Source organism: Acinetobacter sp. YH12233 (genome assembly GCF_013417725.1).
Taxonomy (GTDB): domain Bacteria; phylum Pseudomonadota; class Gammaproteobacteria; order Pseudomonadales; family Moraxellaceae; genus Acinetobacter.
On record NZ_VPDK01000001.1, the window covers coordinates 48,417 to 65,088 of the forward strand.

At 43.2% G+C, this 16,672-nt stretch carries 23 protein-coding genes; 1 reads left to right on the forward strand and 22 read right to left on the reverse strand.

Features of this window, described 5'->3' with window-relative positions:
- Window positions 1-7 precede the first annotated feature (7 nt).
- The 7 genes from FTV12_RS00225 to FTV12_RS00255 form a co-directional block, all read right to left on the reverse strand.
- Window positions 8-928 carry a phage BR0599 family protein gene (locus FTV12_RS00225; RefSeq protein WP_180033343.1) on the reverse strand — a complete coding sequence of 307 codons (921 nt, stop codon included), beginning with the start codon at window positions 926-928 and terminating at the stop codon, window positions 8-10.
- Entirely contained in the window at window positions 928-2,139 is a 1,212-nt protein-coding gene (locus FTV12_RS00230) for a hypothetical protein (protein ID WP_180033344.1), read from the reverse strand. Before FTV12_RS00230 ends, FTV12_RS00225 begins: the two co-directional genes overlap by 1 nt.
- 42 nt (window positions 2,140-2,181) lie before the next feature.
- The gene (locus FTV12_RS00235) at window positions 2,182-5,199 is read right to left on the reverse strand and encodes a transglycosylase SLT domain-containing protein (protein WP_180033345.1); all 3,018 of its coding nucleotides are present in this window, start codon (window positions 5,197-5,199) and stop codon (window positions 2,182-2,184) included.
- Window positions 5,200-5,256: 57 nt separating this feature from the next.
- Window positions 5,257-5,607 carry a hypothetical protein gene (locus FTV12_RS00240; protein ID WP_180033346.1) on the reverse strand — a complete coding sequence of 117 codons (351 nt, stop codon included), beginning with the start codon at window positions 5,605-5,607 and terminating at the stop codon, window positions 5,257-5,259.
- Between the two features lie 13 nt (window positions 5,608-5,620).
- Window positions 5,621-6,052 carry a hypothetical protein gene (locus tag FTV12_RS00245; protein WP_180033347.1) on the reverse strand — a complete coding sequence of 144 codons (432 nt, stop codon included), beginning with the start codon at window positions 6,050-6,052 and terminating at the stop codon, window positions 5,621-5,623.
- A gap of 80 nt (window positions 6,053-6,132) precedes the next feature.
- Window positions 6,133-6,990, reverse strand: a complete 858-nt coding sequence (locus FTV12_RS00250; RefSeq protein WP_257220865.1) for a BRO family protein — start codon at window positions 6,988-6,990, stop codon at window positions 6,133-6,135.
- A 74-nt stretch (window positions 6,991-7,064) separates the two neighbouring features.
- A complete protein-coding gene (locus FTV12_RS00255) occupies window positions 7,065-7,241 on the reverse strand; it encodes a BrnA antitoxin family protein (protein ID WP_373687215.1) in 177 nt (58 codons plus the stop codon).
- A 146-nt stretch (window positions 7,242-7,387) separates the two neighbouring features.
- On the opposite strand from FTV12_RS00255, the gene FTV12_RS00260 reads away from it, so the two are divergent.
- On the forward strand, window positions 7,388-7,804 hold the full coding sequence (locus FTV12_RS00260; RefSeq protein WP_180033350.1) for an Arc family DNA-binding protein: 417 nt from the start codon (window positions 7,388-7,390) through the stop codon (window positions 7,802-7,804).
- A gap of 124 nt (window positions 7,805-7,928) precedes the next feature.
- Here the strand turns inward: FTV12_RS00260 and FTV12_RS00265 are convergent, their stop codons facing one another.
- From FTV12_RS00265 to FTV12_RS00335, 15 genes are all read right to left on the reverse strand, one after another.
- Window positions 7,929-8,204 (reverse strand): hypothetical protein, encoded by a 276-nt coding sequence (locus tag FTV12_RS00265; protein WP_306669315.1) that lies wholly within the window; start codon window positions 8,202-8,204, stop codon window positions 7,929-7,931.
- Window positions 8,205-8,236: 32 nt separating this feature from the next.
- Entirely contained in the window at window positions 8,237-8,569 is a 333-nt protein-coding gene (locus tag FTV12_RS00270; protein ID WP_179992015.1) for a phage tail assembly chaperone family protein, TAC, read from the reverse strand.
- Entirely contained in the window at window positions 8,566-9,048 is a 483-nt protein-coding gene (locus tag FTV12_RS00275; RefSeq protein ID WP_180033351.1) for a phage tail tube protein, read from the reverse strand. The genes FTV12_RS00270 and FTV12_RS00275 overlap by 4 nt, the downstream gene beginning before the upstream one ends.
- 71 nt (window positions 9,049-9,119) lie before the next feature.
- Window positions 9,120-9,491, reverse strand: coding sequence for a DUF3168 domain-containing protein (locus FTV12_RS00280; protein ID WP_180033352.1), 372 nt, complete (start codon window positions 9,489-9,491; stop codon window positions 9,120-9,122).
- A complete protein-coding gene (locus tag FTV12_RS00285) occupies window positions 9,488-9,946 on the reverse strand; it encodes an HK97-gp10 family putative phage morphogenesis protein (protein WP_180033353.1) in 459 nt (152 codons plus the stop codon). Before FTV12_RS00285 ends, FTV12_RS00280 begins: the two co-directional genes overlap by 4 nt.
- A 42-nt stretch (window positions 9,947-9,988) precedes the next feature.
- Window positions 9,989-10,204 carry a hypothetical protein gene (locus FTV12_RS00290; RefSeq protein ID WP_180033354.1) on the reverse strand — a complete coding sequence of 72 codons (216 nt, stop codon included), beginning with the start codon at window positions 10,202-10,204 and terminating at the stop codon, window positions 9,989-9,991.
- 21 nt (window positions 10,205-10,225) lie between these two features.
- Entirely contained in the window at window positions 10,226-10,594 is a 369-nt protein-coding gene (locus FTV12_RS00295) for a hypothetical protein (RefSeq protein WP_180033355.1), read from the reverse strand.
- Window position 10,595: 1 nt separating this feature from the next.
- Complete coding sequence (locus FTV12_RS00300) at window positions 10,596-10,877, reverse strand: AlpA family transcriptional regulator (RefSeq protein WP_180033356.1); 282 nt, start codon at window positions 10,875-10,877, stop codon at window positions 10,596-10,598.
- Window positions 10,878-11,031: 154 nt separating this feature from the next.
- Complete coding sequence (locus FTV12_RS00305; RefSeq protein ID WP_180033357.1) at window positions 11,032-11,361, reverse strand: phage head closure protein; 330 nt, start codon at window positions 11,359-11,361, stop codon at window positions 11,032-11,034.
- Window position 11,362: 1 nt separating this feature from the next.
- Complete coding sequence (locus FTV12_RS00310) at window positions 11,363-11,668, reverse strand: head-tail connector protein (protein ID WP_148826125.1); 306 nt, start codon at window positions 11,666-11,668, stop codon at window positions 11,363-11,365.
- Entirely contained in the window at window positions 11,665-11,847 is a 183-nt protein-coding gene (locus FTV12_RS00315; RefSeq protein ID WP_180033358.1) for a hypothetical protein, read from the reverse strand. The genes FTV12_RS00310 and FTV12_RS00315 overlap by 4 nt, the downstream gene beginning before the upstream one ends.
- Window positions 11,848-11,900: 53 nt before the next feature.
- Window positions 11,901-13,103 carry a phage major capsid protein gene (locus tag FTV12_RS00320; protein ID WP_180033359.1) on the reverse strand — a complete coding sequence of 401 codons (1,203 nt, stop codon included), beginning with the start codon at window positions 13,101-13,103 and terminating at the stop codon, window positions 11,901-11,903.
- Entirely contained in the window at window positions 13,096-13,758 is a 663-nt protein-coding gene (locus FTV12_RS00325) for an HK97 family phage prohead protease (protein WP_180033360.1), read from the reverse strand. Before FTV12_RS00325 ends, FTV12_RS00320 begins: the two co-directional genes overlap by 8 nt.
- Entirely contained in the window at window positions 13,751-14,986 is a 1,236-nt protein-coding gene (locus tag FTV12_RS00330) for a phage portal protein (protein WP_180033361.1), read from the reverse strand. Before FTV12_RS00330 ends, FTV12_RS00325 begins: the two co-directional genes overlap by 8 nt.
- Window positions 14,983-16,665 carry a terminase large subunit gene (locus FTV12_RS00335; protein ID WP_180033362.1) on the reverse strand — a complete coding sequence of 561 codons (1,683 nt, stop codon included), beginning with the start codon at window positions 16,663-16,665 and terminating at the stop codon, window positions 14,983-14,985. Before FTV12_RS00335 ends, FTV12_RS00330 begins: the two co-directional genes overlap by 4 nt.
- Window positions 16,666-16,672 lie beyond the last annotated feature (7 nt).

The following is a 16,672-nucleotide window of genomic DNA, read 5'->3' on the forward strand; positions in this document are numbered from 1 at the left end:
ATTTTCTCTACTTAATTAACTGCGTTTCTAATGGATTTTCAGTCGGAATATTTGGATGACCACCAAAGCGCTTATGGTTATTGAATTTTTCATGACACATTTTCAGCGACTGATCACAACCTGGTGCGACTCGTACCACATCCCCAACTTTCAAGCCAATATGCTGGCGATACAGCCGAATGCTGCCATTAGCCCCATTACCGGTGATGAAAGTGAACACACCATCCTTTTTCAGCACACCGCGATTTAACCAACCAGACGGATAACTTTTTATTTCTATGATCGGGTCACCATCTTCAAAAGTCGGATTGCCTTCACCATCCAAAACAGATTGCCCCTGTTCATCAAGCACAGGTACTTGCTCGAATACCGGATTACCCTCTGCATCTTTGACTTGAGTTGGATTAACGGTAAAAGCCACATCAAGACCATTGATCGCAGTCACTGTCACATCGAATGACCATTCATCAAAATCAAGGCCACACCACTTGTCGTAAATCGTATTCGGGCAGGTGCGCTGATATTTACGCGTCAGAATCTTGCGACGCATAAAGCTTTCCGCAGTCGAGCAGACCAGCGTCATGGTGTTGTCACGGTCATCGAATTTTGGTTGCGTCACGCGGCCCTTAAACAGAACCAGCGATTCAGATCCATCCAGTTCAATCAGGGTAAAATACACCGATTCTAAGTAAATCTTGTTGAGAAAGACCTGCGCAAAATTATCATCAGAATCATTAAATAACGGATAGGGATGCGGAAAAGTCAGATCGACTTCACACTTATCAATATCTGCATCTAAAATATTTCCCCGACTCAAGCCTTTCACTGGGTAATAGGTGATGTTGTTATGGGTAATCGCCTTGCGTGCACTGGTAAAAAACCACTGCTTTTCCCCGTGCTTAAATTGATAAAGTTCTGAACGTGCCATTAGTTATCAATCTCCACGATTGGAACAGTAATTCGTGATTTGCCAGCGCCTAAAAACTGAAATTCAATCCGGTCTGCATCCAGGCGATGCAGCCCTAAATAACAAATAGTTTTAATATCGTTTCGATGGGCATTGATTGCTGGTGAAATCGTGAGTGAACCACCAGTACGACTGGTAATTTCATGCGCTGACCAGCTGCCATCCTTGCGCTTGACTGCAATATGTTTACGGTCGGCTTCAACGATGTATTTGGTATTGGTGCTTAAACTGGTAGTGATATTTCCCGTGTTTAAAATATTCAGATGCTTTTCGTATAGCGGCATCCAGAAAGCCTGGAACCGGCCAGACCGGCGGAACAAGAACCGGCGATAAGCATTGAACTCTGACCAGTCTTTTAAAACCGAAGTAAACGGCTTGAGATACTTGGGTTTTGCATGATGGGTATACTGCTGAAAACCACCAATAGCACCATCCACAATGTTCTGATGCTGGGTCAGTGTCATTTCCAGTGAGTCGCCATCCAGAATCAATGGTTTCCAATACAAATCATTACCTTTGTACTGCTCTGGCACATCACCTTCATGCTCTGGTAAATCTTCTGCCAGTACTCGAAAAACAACTGAAGCATTGGACCAGAAACCACCGGCATTAATTGAGGCATCCCCGTCGATAATGCAGATCCGCAGTGGCATGATCACAGCATTGGTTACAGTCACATTTGCAGCCAGTTGAAAACCATCCTGGTATTCAGTAATGAGTTCCTGAATCACCTTGTCTGTTTCCGGGTCCCGGATTTCTTCCTGGACAATGATGTAGCGGCCACGGTTAACGATCTCGACCACCTGACCACCTTCACCGCTCTCAATAAAAGCAAAACCGACTCGAAGGTCGGCTATGGTGTCTGTTGCATCGAGAATGATGTAGTCATCATCGGTCATATCAGGGATGCTTCGTTTTACTTGTCGAAGCGGAATGCCCCACTGTTTACGCAGATTTGCATAGAGCATGTGGAACAGACCACCCATGGCTTTACGCAACTGGGTGTAATTAAAGTTCAGGATCTGGCGTGGTGCATCACGAAGCGGATAGCGCTCTTCACTACCATCAAAACTTTCATGAACTTCAGTCATCCATTCCAGACTTTCCGTTGAATCTAATAGAGGGCAATTTGTTAATACGTGCACCTCGCCATATGACGTTTGTATTTTCATTTTGTCCTCAAATTGGTAAAAATAAAGCCCACCGAAGTGAGCTTATGCAAATCCTAATTCCCGTCGATTCTGCTTAAAGAACTTCACAAAGGCTTTCTTGCCATCTGGCCCAAACAGGTAATCCCCGAGTTTTTCACGCTCATCTACGATGACAAAGTTTGGGTTTAGATTGACGTTTGGTGATGAATTACTTTCACGGGCCTCAGCTATATATTTCCCAGCACCCTGTCCTTTATCAAAACTTAAGACTTTCGGAGCATCTAAGGCTATACCACCATCTGCAAAACCATTCTTAATAGATTGGCGAAGCGCGTAGAATCCTGACGGCCCACCTAATGCGGCGATCTCCTCTTGAGTTAAGACACCTTCTCCCTTATGAACGATGCCAGCGGGTTCATATTTGCCACCGTAACCGGTAAATCCTCCATCCGCATAACCAACTGGAGTAAGTGCCGAAACGGCTGCCTGTAATAACCCTGTTTCCATAGTAGCCATGGCAACGGCCGGCAAGTTGTATGGAAAAGGTGCTGATGCCCAAGCTGCCGAAATAGCTGTGTAGCTATTCATAGCAGTTGAGAATAAGGCTGCTCCCTTTTGAATACCGCCAAGAATTGCATAAGCTGAACTTGAGGAATCCACAAGGCCCATCATCATGCCGGCAAAGTCGGCACCATACTGAGCACCATACGCCATTTGCATTTGAAGTCTTTGCTGCTGATATTCCTCCTCTGTAATCAGCATTTGCTTGCGTGCTTCAGCAAGTAAATCCATATCTTGCTGATAGGGTGATTTATCCAAACCCATCATGGATTTGTAGTCTTCCCACACGCCTTCACGCTCAGCATTTTGTTCCATGCCTTGCTGAATATTGGCTTGCTTTACCAGAGAGTTTTTCATCTCTGGTGAGTATTCAGCTGTGTTAAGGATTTCCTCTCGAACTAATGCGTAGTATTGCTCAGCATAATCGCCAGCAGACATCCAGTGACGTTTTGCTTCAAGCAGTTGCTTTTTATCGCTCAGCTCTTTTTGTTTTTGAGCCTCCTGATATTCAGCAACGTCTTTTTGATATGCGAGCTGCTGAAGCTTTAAATACTTCTCACGGCTTGGGTCGTTTTCAGCAAAAGCGTCTTTGATTTCTTGGATAGAAACACTGTGGTCAAGTTCCATCCTTTCCTGTTCATTCAGGTATTTCAGGACAATTGATTGTTGGGATTTATAAACCTCCTCAACGTACTTCACCGCATCCGCCGCTGTGGTACCTACGCCTTTTAAGGCTGCATCCATATAACCAAGAACATTTTTTACATATTCCCGATTAATTGGCCCCAAGCCAGTGCCGCGCTCAACATTACCTTCACCAGCATGATAGGCTGAAATTGCCTTTTCCCAAGTTCCAAATTTTTGGTAAAGGAATTGAAAATATTTTGCCGCCGCTTCCGCTGATTTCCCTGTATCAAAAACAGCATTACCAATAAGGCCAAAGCGCTTTGCAGTTCCATCAAGAAATTGAAATCCACCTTTTGCCTGACCGTATTTGGTCATAGGGCCTATGGCGTTTGCATTACCACGGCTTTCCTGCATGTTAATTGCTGACAAAAGGCCGCTTGGCAATTGGTATTGGCTCTCAATTCCAGCAAAATTATACTTGGACGCATTAGATTGAACCTTTGCATTCACCTGTAATTGCTTGTTTAGCTTTTCGGTTTCTTTTGCGGCCTTTTCTTTGGCTTTGGCGTTTTCATCAGCCTCTTTGGTGTTAGTTCTCAACCCAGCAGCAGATTGTTTTGCGGCTTCTGCAATCGCTAGATTAGCCTCTGTCAATTTATCCGTTTTGGTAGACGCTGAATCCCATACAGCACTAACGCCATCCATTGCACTTTGGATGGCACTAGCGCCACTCACGAAAGTTCCTACCGCCAGTGTTCCAGCATTTGCTAAGCCATTCCATGTGGCTTTAGCTTTGGCTACAACGCCATCCGCATTCCAGACGTCAAGCGCAGTCTTAGCGACATTCTTGGCTTGATCTATAAGTCCAGCAATGACCTTAATCATCACCTCAATGGATGCCGCAACACCAATAATAACAACACCAACGCCTCGCGCAATCACTCCAACCGATTTAATAATGCCGCCAAACTGACCGCCTTTGGTTGCGCCATCAATAAAGTGACTTACAAGGCTATTTAAAGCAGGCATCATCTGAGTGGCCAACTGGCTTTTTAAGCCATCAAACCGCATCCGTACTGATTCAGTCTGTGCAGCCAGTAGTTTTGACTGCTCCAGCGCTTCACCTGACTTAATTACCCCTGCATCTCTTAATGCATCACCATACTTTTCTAAAAGGTCTCCATTTTCTGCAAATATTGGCGCTAAGTGAGCCAAGTCGCTTGCTAGGCTTTCAAAAATAAAACGACGCTCCTGAGATGTAACCCCAAGTTCATCCATTTTATCATTAAGGATTTGAATGGCCTCAATGCCATCTTTACCTTGCAAGGTTTTACCGAATGACTTGATTTGATCTTCTGTCATTTTGGTATTGTTTTTTAACGCATCAAAGAAGTCAGCAGCTCCACCTCCAGAAGTTGCACTATATTCACCTAATTTTTCCTGTACATCGGCAAGAATACTTCCAAGCTGATCTTGTGTTACACCTAAACCAGATGCGGCATACTGAAGAATTTGAAAACTCTCTGCACTGGTATTGGCTCGGTTTGCCAAGACTAAAAGTTGTGCATCTGCTTTAGCAGTATCAATCGCCATTTTTGCTAATGCGCCAGTAGCTACCGCAATACCACCAACAGCCATGCCAGTAAGCGCAGCGCCTGCCACCAAAACCCCACCCTTTAGAGAGCCAATTTTAGTGTTAAACGAATCAACAATTGAACCGATCTGAGTGCCACCCAAAGCATCGGCAACTTGGGACTTAAACCCACCAAAAGCTTTACCCATTTTCTCTGTAGTGTCTTTGGTTTTACGTTCTGCCTGCGTCATTCCTTGCTCAAATGACGAAAGTTTTACCGCTAAATCAAGGGTCAAACGACCAAGGGATGCTGCTGCCATAACTTTTCCTCAGGCAATAAAAAACCCCACATAAGCGGGGTTTATTGATGGGTTATCTTAGGGTTTTTCGGTTACATACCTATTAATGCAAGTTTTATAAATTTCTTTTGCATAACCTTCTTGAAAGTAGTCTCTCATTTCAATATTTTGCACAAATGGAATATGATCATATACACCATCCACCTGTTTTTTCATGATCAATTCAATTTCTGGATCGCTTTTTGCTGCAATATCGATTTTTTTATACTGGTCTTCGCGTGATACACCATCAAAATACTCAAAAACCAAATCGCTCGCCCTTTTCTCCCAAGCTTTGCATTTCTCATCAATAGACATTGCGGATACTTGAGTGTCAGCAAGCAATGCGGTTGGCGTAAACAAAACAATAATAATTAATAGTTTTTTCATTTCTCAGCTCCAATTAAACCAGATCACTAACATTATTAATTGCGAGCTTTACACCATAACTACCTGTGCTTTCTTCATCTTTCCAGCCACCATCTATGACCGCTGGAACATTTTTGTTCACCACCTTTCCGGCTAGTTTGGCCGCCTCACCCCTACTCAAGTAACCCACAAGCAAACCATTAATTTCAACCTTAACGGCATTCTTATCATACTGATTAAATGGCTCTGAGCTAACTTTGGCATAGCACTCAAAAAACTTCGACTCTTCTTCTTTGGGGCCGGCTATCTTCTTTAGGTTATTTTGATAGGACTGCTCACCCACAATATTGTAAACGTATGAAGTGTTGTTTGGATCTGGATTTGCACTTGTTTCACTTGTTGCCTTTTTGGCTTTCAAAACATACCAAATAACCACACCAACAATTATTGCTATTACTATTTCCATACCCTACCCCAAATATTAGTTATTTGAGACAAGATACTAATTCCAGCACAAAAAAACCACTCCGAAGAGTGGTCTTGTTATTAGTTGCTATTTCGCTCTCTTAAGAAATGCCGACCCACTCGCAGCGTATCAGTACCATAAAGCAGATCCAACACACTATCAAAGCGCTTAGTGAACTCAGCAATATCCATGGTTGGGTAAAAGCCTGGCGGTAGTGGCATTGCGGTCAGCACACCGTTACGAGCACTCACATGCCATGAATCATACCGTGAGTTATTAAACTCTTGACTGATCTGCTGGGCTACCTGAATAACCTCTTGTGGGTAAGGTAGGGCTTTAATCTCTTCTTTCTCAACCCTTTGCTTAACCTCCATTTCCAGCAGATACTTAACTGCATCCTCAAAATGAATAGCCAGTAGCTCGTGATAAGAGTTAATTTTGAAATGTCGATTATGTCGCGTCCAGACCTGTGCACGTAAACCTTGATTGCCGTTTACCTTATGGTCAACGATTTTGTGAAGCGTGTCTTTTTGCTCAGGCGAAATATTCTGACGACTCTCAAGCTGCTTAGTAACGACTTCACGATCCAACACATCCAAAACCCATTTGCGGAATTTTTTAGCGATTGCTGTTTTAGAAAACATTGCGATTAAGTGAGCCCCGCGTAAAGAAAATATACGAACAGTCTTAACCAAATTATTCTCTTTCTTCGGGAGCCTCAATTTGAGGCTCCCGACAGAACGCTCTGAGTTTAAGTCAATCACATTGGTCATGGATGAATTAAATTCATCCTGATTGCGCTCATAAACCTGAGTCACAGCATTTGCCTTTGCATATCCTAATGCCCTAGCAAGTTCGCCGGCGGTCAACCAAATCTGGCCATCTCGCTCTACTGGTGAAAAATTTACTTCGTTAAAACTTAATGCTAAACTAGACATAGTTAATATTCCTTTGTTGACAGCAATCAAGCCCTTGTTTTCCAGACGGTGGGCTTTTTTGTTGTCTGTTAATTTCATGCTTTCGCACTCTCTATGTTTTCTTTCATTTGTTTAACCGCATGGTTAATCAAATAATTCACTGGTCTTTCATACTCCTTACCAGTTTCTTTTAACCACTCCATTAACTCTGGATCAATTCTTAAGTTGTATTGAACCTTTGATCTTGGGGTTGTGGTTGGTTTTGTTAACATCTCCATCATAATCACCTTAAGTAATATTGTTTTGGTATTACTCAATAATATCGAAATAATATTATTAGTCAATATTATTTTAATACGAATATTAAAACAATACCTAGAGTGTTAGAATTTACAAATATTTATCGTAGGTACTAACCATGACAGCAAGTAGCGGAAACCTAACTACCCAATACAATTTGCGGTGGTCTGAGGATCTGAAAGAAAAAGTTGTTGATGCATCCAAAGAAAACTCACGATCTATTAATCAAGAAATTGTTGCTAGACTTGAGCAAAGTTTCTCTACATCTGAAGAAAAGCCTGTTGCCAATAAAAAAATTGATGTATGTCTTCAAATATTACCCTCTCCTGATTTCGACCTAGAAGAGGATGAGTATCAAAGCTTGATCCTTCAATTTGATCCCGCTCAAATTCCCATAAAAGGGGATGTTTTGGAAATTGAGGATGCGGGTGGAAACACCAGAACATTTGAGGTTAATAAGAGAATAATTAATACCTCTATAAGTGGGCATATAGGTTTTACTCTTGAGCTGCAAAGATCTACTGGCTGGGAATAAGCGCCAGATCTGGTGTTTGCTTCTAGAACCTTAAATTGAGTGTCTCGATATGATGCTGCTTTTCCGGCATCATGAGTTGCAAATTTGCAACTCACTTCTCATATATGAGAAGCAAGAAACCAAGCTAACCTGATTTCTTTTTAATTGCTTGCATACGCTGTTCTTCAAAGGACATTTCAGGCTCATCTTCATGAGGCATGTAATCATAAGGACTGACTTCCACTCCTTCTTTCACATGATTTTGAGCATATAAAGCCATCAAAGCCCCGATACTTTGCTCAATTCTACGCCCTGTGAAAAATGAGCCGCGCTTATTTCTAAGAGCAGCCCATTTTGAAACTTCAGCATTAGTCATATTTAACTTGGCTTCAGCAATCGTGCGACCACCAACCCCATTCAAAACCAGTTCACACCAGAATTCATCATCCAGTGTTAATCTGACTTTCCCTCTTCATCTAGAGGCGCTTTTTCAATACCAAGAATCGCATTGAAAATTGCTGAAGCTAGTGATTGAGTAAAGTTTGCAGCAACTTGTTTTTTGGTTAAATAAGCCTTGCCGCTTTCATCAACCAAAGCAGCAGAAATCCATTCAGCAACCACATCTTCCCCTTTATTCAAGCGAGTAAATAGTGGCTCTGTCACAGCATAAGGCAATTGTTTGATAGAGATTTCGACAGTTTCTTTTTTGCCGAAATGCTTAAATTCAACAGTCTTATTGTGGATTTCACTTACAAGTGAGCCTTGAATGATTTCATTTAACTTCACGGAGTCACCACCTTAAATTCATCAGTTACTTCAGTTTGACGCTTCATTGGCACCGTATGGTTTACTAGAGCGTCAGCATCAAATACTGGTGAGCCTTTGCGCAGAATTGCACGGAAAGACGACCATGTGCGGTCTTCTGGCAAGGTTACAACGCTTCCGGTAATAGTTGGAGGTGCATCCCCATCAGACCAGCCCACATAAACACCCACCTCAGCACGCTCAGCCGCAAGTTGCAGCAAAGTCATATGAGTTGCGTTTTTAGGATCAGTATCAATCTGGATTGAGCCTTCACCCGGTGTAGTTAAACCCCAGTCCGAAGTTGCCGTAGTTTCTTCTTCCAGGCAAGTTGTACTGATTTCTGTGGTACTGTCATCGCCAAGCACTAGAGCTTTGACGCAGTCCATTTTTGTAAGTGTTGGAGTATCGCCATGTAAAATCCATACATGCGTACCCTGAGATAAAACACCTTTCTTCGCCATGAGTAGCTACTCCTCAATTTTAGGCATAAAAAAAGCACCCGGTTGGGTGCTATGTGGAAAAATAAATTTGTTTAACGATCTAAAAACCAATTCGCATCAAAGCCACGACCAAAAATATTGGTGTCAGCAATACGTTCAAAATGATTTGGGTGAATATTGGTGACATAGCAATGCGGCTCTAAAGCCTTTCGTATTGCTGCTCGAATATCTGAAGCTCTTTTCTGCTGAGTGTCGTAAACCACGATCTGGAATGACACATGATCAAGGTTAGCCGGGCAATCCAAATTGTTTTCAGGATTGGCTGTGACTACTGACCAGACAGCATAGGGATATGGCGTTTTGTGTGGTGCAACATCCTCCCAGACCTTTAAGGGATTGGTGCCAAGTAAATCTGTTACTTCCTTGCTGGATTTCAATGTAGAAACTACAGGTAAAATGTTCATAATTTTGCGAGTTCCTTGTCGATTTCTTTATTGAAGTTTTCAGCAAAGCTATTTGTTGCGGCTTGGATGTTGTTTTGTAAGGCTGGACGCATGAATGGAGTTGGTGGATTGTGTACACTACCCATCTCTAACCAACGCCAGTGCCGCGTATCTCCACCGCTTGTATTGGGTGGATTGGGGTTGGAAAATGACGCACCACCACGCACACCGACACGCATTATCACTTCATTTGGGTTTCTGGTTTTACCCGCAGCAATCGCAATGTTTTTCCAAATCTTTTCGGCTGTTTCTGGATCATCCAGAGCCTTTGCTGCATTGCGAGCACTATCACGTACAATCGACATGGCTTTACGAGCAGAACGCCGAGCAGCATTCTTGATTAAGCGAGGATTGCCAAGTCTTTTAAGCTTTTCTTGAACCTGATCCAAGCCTTCAATATTTACTTCAATCGACATAAAGCCCTCGCATTAAAAAACCGCCTTAATGGCGGCTTTTTTTTAATTGATGCTCTGGATGTTCATCCATGCGTAAATCTCATGATACTCAAACACCTCACCACCGTAAGCCTCAAATATCTCAACTTCCACGCCATCAATAAATCCAGTCCCGTAGAAAGCAACGAGGTAGTCAAAATTATCACCAGCAACATCGCCGACTACAATTAAGATTGGCTCACCAGTCTTTGGCTTTGTGTTTTTGTCTTTAATCCACATAACTCACAACCTTTTTTTAAATTAGAAAACTAGATTTTGATATAAGTGTGCATGCTCTGATGTTAAGTACTCATCATCACTGTAATCCGACTTGACCCATCTAGCGGCAAAGCGATTACTATTCTCGTCATGGAATTCCTGCAAAAACTGCCAAGTGCCGCCATTTCTATCACTTATCCGCCTAATTACTTTCCCGCTTAAAATGTTAATCATAATATGGGTTTTAGCTCTCTCAATCACTTTGATTTGCTGGGCAGTCAGGTGAAACACATGATTTCCATCACAAAGAAAGTGCTTGAGTTTTGTTTCAATAGGAATTGGTGCTGGGTCGTTTAAATTCAGACCTAACCTATACTGCCAATCATCTACACAGTTGGATAAAATAATCATATTAATCCCGCTCCTCAATCCATTTCTGAATGTCTGAAGCTCTCCAGACAGTAACCTTGCCACCAGCACCACCTAGCCGGATCGGCTTAGGAAACCTCCCGTCTCGTGACCACTCCCATATAGTTTTCTCAGAAACTGGGAGTAACCCTTGTCGTGCTGGCTTGGCTTTTATCTTTCGGGTTTTTCCGACATTTGCGCCAGTTTTATAAACGTGGATTTTTTCTGGAGTGGCTGGAGCTGAAGCGATTTGCTTAACTCGGTAATATTGTTCTTGGGTTTGCATAATGTGCTCTCTACTTCACTGTTATGCTTACCAAGTATAGGCATATCCTTAATCTTTTCAACAGCATAAAAAAAGGTGCGATGAATAGCCACATTGATAATATTGATTTACATGATTTTAAATTTTGTAAAAAAATCCTTAACCTCCGTGGTTTTTACCCCACTAATGACAACTCCAATGTCATATAAATCCGACCATTCTCGTTGTCTGGTTTAGGTGGTGACACGATCTGGAATGTCTGCCCATCGAATAAAACACGCATACTTGAGTCGATATCATCACGCTTTCGCAGTTTTAGCCGTGCTGTGGTTTCTGATCCTGCGGCTTTCGCTGTAAGGCTGTCTTTCACTGAAAGGAATTCTAATTTAGACCAGAGCTTCTTATATTCAGTCCAAGCTTCGGTTTCATAATTGTATTCATCATAGACCGTGGTTTTATGCTGAATCGTTACACGGTGGCATAGTTCGCCGGCACGTTGGGCCATATCACACCCCCATATTCCGGTAAGGCTGAATTAAGGACCAGTATCCTAAAGGCAATTCAATCGTTGCCTGAGTGGTGGCTTCCCGGTTGGCATAAAGATGCGCAACAAAGAGAAGCCGAGCAGCATCTAGGGCCTTATTATCAACCAGATCATTTTCATTTACTCGCTCAGCCTCGGTTGCGATAACTTTGCGATCTAAATGTGCTTGGATTTGCTCATTGGCAGCATCGATATATGCCTGTATCAAAGTATCTTCATCATCATGGTCCACACGACAATGCAACTTAGCTTTTGCGAGATCAATCATTCTAGTTTCGCCTGTTTTGCTGGGGTTTTAGTGGTTTTGGGTTTTGGTTCTTCAACAGATTCAACTAAAACACCCTTATCAACTAAGTGTTTCACATCCGCTGGATTGGCTGTGCGCTTATCACCAGTCTGATAATATTTATCGCCATAGTGCTCACGCTTAACATCGTACTCAGTCATGACTATCTCCTAATAAATAAGGGCCAGTAATTTGGCCCTTATTGGATTTTGGATTAACCGCCGGAAACTGCTGGGGTAATATCACCATAGATAAACGCTTCTGGACGATAAACCGCCAATGCCAGACGCTCTTCCGCAAGAATGGTTACCAAGTTTTTAACAAAGTCATCTTCGTTCTCGGTTGCCACTTCAACACGTGAAGCCCAGCGGTCAAAGATTTGAGCACCCATTGAGAAGGCACCAGTCAGGAATTTACCCGCAGCAATCGCCTGTGTTTCTGCAACCGGAAGACCCCACAGAGTCGGGTTTAAGTTGCCTTGCGGATTACCAATGATGTACTGACCAGATGTGTCTTTCAGGGTTTCAATTGCAGCCCAGTCAATCGGGTTTAGCACATGGCCGCTTGCAGGGTATTCAGCAAGAATTGCCTGAAGCATTGCGAAGCGCAGGGTGTCGATTTTGCTTTCTGCGGTGGTTGATACGCCTACAGGGCGAACATACGCAGTTGCTTGTGGAATAATACCAAGCAAGTTTTGACCAGTGCCGTCACCGTTCAGGATCTGCTGCTCTTCTTTGAAAGCAAGACCATAGCGCAAACGACCATCGATATAAGACTGCAATTGCGATGCATCATCAAGAATCTGGCGCGATGCCTTCATGTAGTGAGCGATAACTTTTGCAGTAGTCGATTTAAGATCGAACTTAATATCTGATTGAGGTTTTTTAGCACCTTCAGCCACCATATCAGCAGCATTCACAAAGCCAGTTTCCTGAACATACTCAAGCGCGTTACCATCCATGCGGCCCTGCATCAACAGGTCACGGATTGTGAGCTTGCGATCAGGCGGTGCAATAATGCCTGGAATGCGGGTAGTCTGAACCAGATCACCAGCCGAGCCAGCAGCATCAGTTACTGCTGATGTGATAGTGGCTTTAATTTCAAGGTTTGCTTTACCGCGCTGTCCAGCTGAACCAACCAGTGATTTAAACTGATCAGATTCCACAAATTGACGGCCAAGAGATTTAACCTCTTCATTGCCTTCATGCGGACGACGGGCAGCTTTCTGCTCAACTTCATCCACGCGAGCTTTTAACTCATTCAGCTTGGTAATCGCTTCATCCGCTGCCTGTTTAGCACCTTCGGCAATTTTGTCGCCATGTTCACGCTTGCCTTTGAAGTCTTCGGCAATGCCTTTAACTTCATCGACTTGTTTTTTAAACTCTTGAGCGAGTTGTTCTAAATTTTGATCAGTCATTTTGACTTCCTTTTAAAATATTAAGAGCATTTGAAATTGATTTCGCTTGGAACTTTTCATCTTCAGACTCGCTCAAAAGATGGCGCAAACCCTTGCCAGCGATTGCAGTGGCTTGCGATTTTGAAAAGCCTGACTCTCTCAGGAACTTTTCGAATTCTGGTAAAGATGGCAATTCGCCTTCTTCTAACTTGGATTTCACAGAAATCACTGTGCTTTTTTCATTGGCCGGTGTGGTGACAATGGAGATTTCACCCAGATCCAGTTCAATCAGTTCACGGATATCTGTGTTTTCGTTGTAGCTAGACTTAACTGTGCGATAACCAATACTTAGGCCATCGATTGCACCAGCCTTTAAAAGAGCGTGTGTTGATTTGGCTTTTGGGACATCATCGACCAATAGTTTGCCTTCGACATACAAGCCTCTTTCATCCTCTACCAGCTTGGTATAGACCCCAATTGGCTCATTGGAGCTGTGGTTCCAGAGAACTGGTGGGAATTTCCCTTTTTCAGTCCATTTAGCTAGCGTATTCTTGAAAGCACCTGGCAAAATAATGTCGTTGTACCAGTCCAGATTCCCAAAAACCGCACCATAGCCCGAAAAAAAACCGTCCTCTTGGACGGCTTTAATATTTAAATTAAAACTTTTTCTATTCATTTGTCTCACCTTTTTCGGTGCCCAACGGAACCATTTGCATCTGAACCATTAACTTGTCTGCGGTTGGATCGTCAGCTCTTGGCATATCCTCAAGCTCTCGCACTTCATTACGGGTATATAAGCCATTCTGAGTCATCTTCACGTAGAATTCGGCTCTGGCTGTGTTATTTGCACGCAATAGACCATCAACCGCAAACTTAGGTCGATATTTGTATTTGTCTTGTGGCAATAATAACTTCCGAGCGATTGTCTGCTCATAGCGGACCAGTTGCGGATTCAGTGAATAAGTAAGGAATCCCTGATTGGTTTGCTCAAGGCTCGATGCCCATGAGCTAGCCTTGTTTGTGTGGCCAATTAATTGAGGTGGAACGCCAAAGGCCCGACAAATTTCCTCAATGCCGAAATAACGACTTTCAAGAAGTTGAGCATCAACCGGATTAATACGAATATTTGAAGCGCTGGCTACTTTCATGCCCGCCTCAAGAATCATGTACTTCCCAGCGTTTTCAGGAAGGCTAAAACTAGCCAAGCCTTTGCGCATTTTTAAACGCTGCTCATCAGTTAAGGTTCTCTCACCAGTTTCAAGAAATCCGCCGACCTTTAGTCCGTTTTTGAACCAGTCCTGCGCCTGATTATTAGCATCAAACTGCATGCCAATCGTCTGAGCAAAGAATTGAATTGCCGACAACCCCACATATCCATCCAAGGTAAATCCCTTAAAATGCAGAATTTCATCATCGGTATAGATCTTAACTTTGCCATTTTCCGTGTAATGGTATTCAAAGCTTCCATCTTTCAGTCGCTTTTTAACCATTTCACTAGGAAACAATGGTTCTAAAGAAATAACACTGCGATTATTGCGGCGAGCAATATAACTGTACGCATTACCCCATAAATCCAGACACGCTGACTGAATCTGCCAAAATTCACTGGCGCACATGTCTGCATTGGGTGAATCATGCAAGATTCGATACAGTTCGTGGTCTTTAGCAATCTTTTTATCAGTGTCGTACAAGTGAAGTGGCAATGTTGAAATAGTTTCAGCGCGTAGTTTTACACATGCCCAAACTGCCGATAACTTCAGAGAGGTTTCGGGACTGACCACTGCACCACCAGAAGACATGTAGCTATCTACCGGATAGGAAGTATCCCCTTTCTTTAATTGAGTTTTTCCAGTCAATCGTGACCAGAAGCGAGACCAGAATCCCGTGTCTTGTAAGTCGCTCATGCTATCACGATGTCCTCTAAATATCCGTCAATGTCATAGTTATTAACTTCCGGTGCCAGGCTCATAAGTGCCACAGCGTTAAACGTGGCAATCAATGGGTCAATCTTCCCAACACCTGATTCCTGTTTGCTGATCATCATGCCGTTACCCTTCACGACTGAACGTGCATTACCAACACACCAAGTCATTAAACCCTGTCCGGCATGGTAAAGATTCCCTTCAGCTAGTTTTCGTTCAGTAGTGAGGATATAGCCCATCAACTTAAAGCCCTGCTGGACCGCAATAAGCTTATCTTCAGGAATGCCAGCATCAAGTAAGCCATCCAGTAGACCACCTAGACCAAGTGGATCAAGGCCAATCTTATCGAGCTTGCCAGAGTCGAAGCATTTCTTTGCAATGGCCGCCAACTGGTCAATGTCATCGCCGATACGCTCAACAATGGTCAGGCTTTTTTCCTTCTCATAATCAGCGTACTTTGGCGCGTTCTCTTTACGTCGCTCGACTGCGGTTTTATTGCACCAAGCGTGATTCCAGAGCCACCATTTACGGCTTTTGTTATGGCGACCAAGTACAGCGAACCCAAGCAAATCATCCAGACCGCCACCATCGATACCACATGTAATGACATCTGATTGCTCAATCAGTTTGTCCAAGGTGAATTTTTTAGATTGTTGCAGCCAATATTCAGCACCTGCCCAACGGTTGGCGCGAAGATTAATACCAATCTCAACATTAAGCCGCTTGGCTAGAAAATCCCGAAAGTCCGATTCCTCACCATCGCGCGACTGCTCAAAATCATCTTCAAGCTGAACCGGATCAACTGATGTGCCATAGTTTGGGTTTGGGATATGGAAGTTCTCTTTTTTAAGGTGCTCCCCATCCTCAATCATCTGCTTTGGAAACTCATAAATCAGAGGCAGAAACTTATTATTCTGCTTAATCCCATCCCGAACATCTCGGGCATAGTCTAATTTTTGCTTAAATACACCGCATGGCTGCTCATTGGCTTGAGTGGTCAGGTAGATAATGCAGCCTTCTGGGCGTGATGCCAGACCACCAGTCGCTTCACGAAACATACTGGCCGCACCTGCGTTCTTTTGAAACAAGTGCAACTCGTCAATCAGAATCCATGAAGCCTTTTTACCACCTACCGTATTTGATTCAGCAGCAACCACCTTAAGAGTGGCGTTGGTTGATCGGTGTGTGATGGTTTTAGTGTGCTCAGAGATATTAAGCAATGCACTTAATTCTTCATCTGCTTTAATCGCATCCCTGATTGGAATAAAACTGTTGTCTGCAACCTCTTTCGTGGGCGCAAGGATAATCAACTCAGCAGATCCGCGGTCATTCATAATCAAGGCTGTCAACATAATGAATGCAGCCAGTGTTGATTTAGAGTTTTTCTTCGGGATCAATAGGAAGAATTCACGGATTAAGCGCCGACTCTCATCTTCACTATAAGCACCAAAGATTGAGGCCACGAATTCAAATACCCAAGGCCGGGTAATCTCACCCATAGTTGGCTGGCCAATCACATCAGTCACAATCAGACTCTTAAACACATCCAAAGCCATTTCCGCTTCTTCCGGGAATAATGGCTTGCATGGCATGAGTGACTGCCCTTTTTTAATTTTTTCATCCCAATCGGGACACGCTGTGGACCAATTGAGTGATGTCATATTTCAA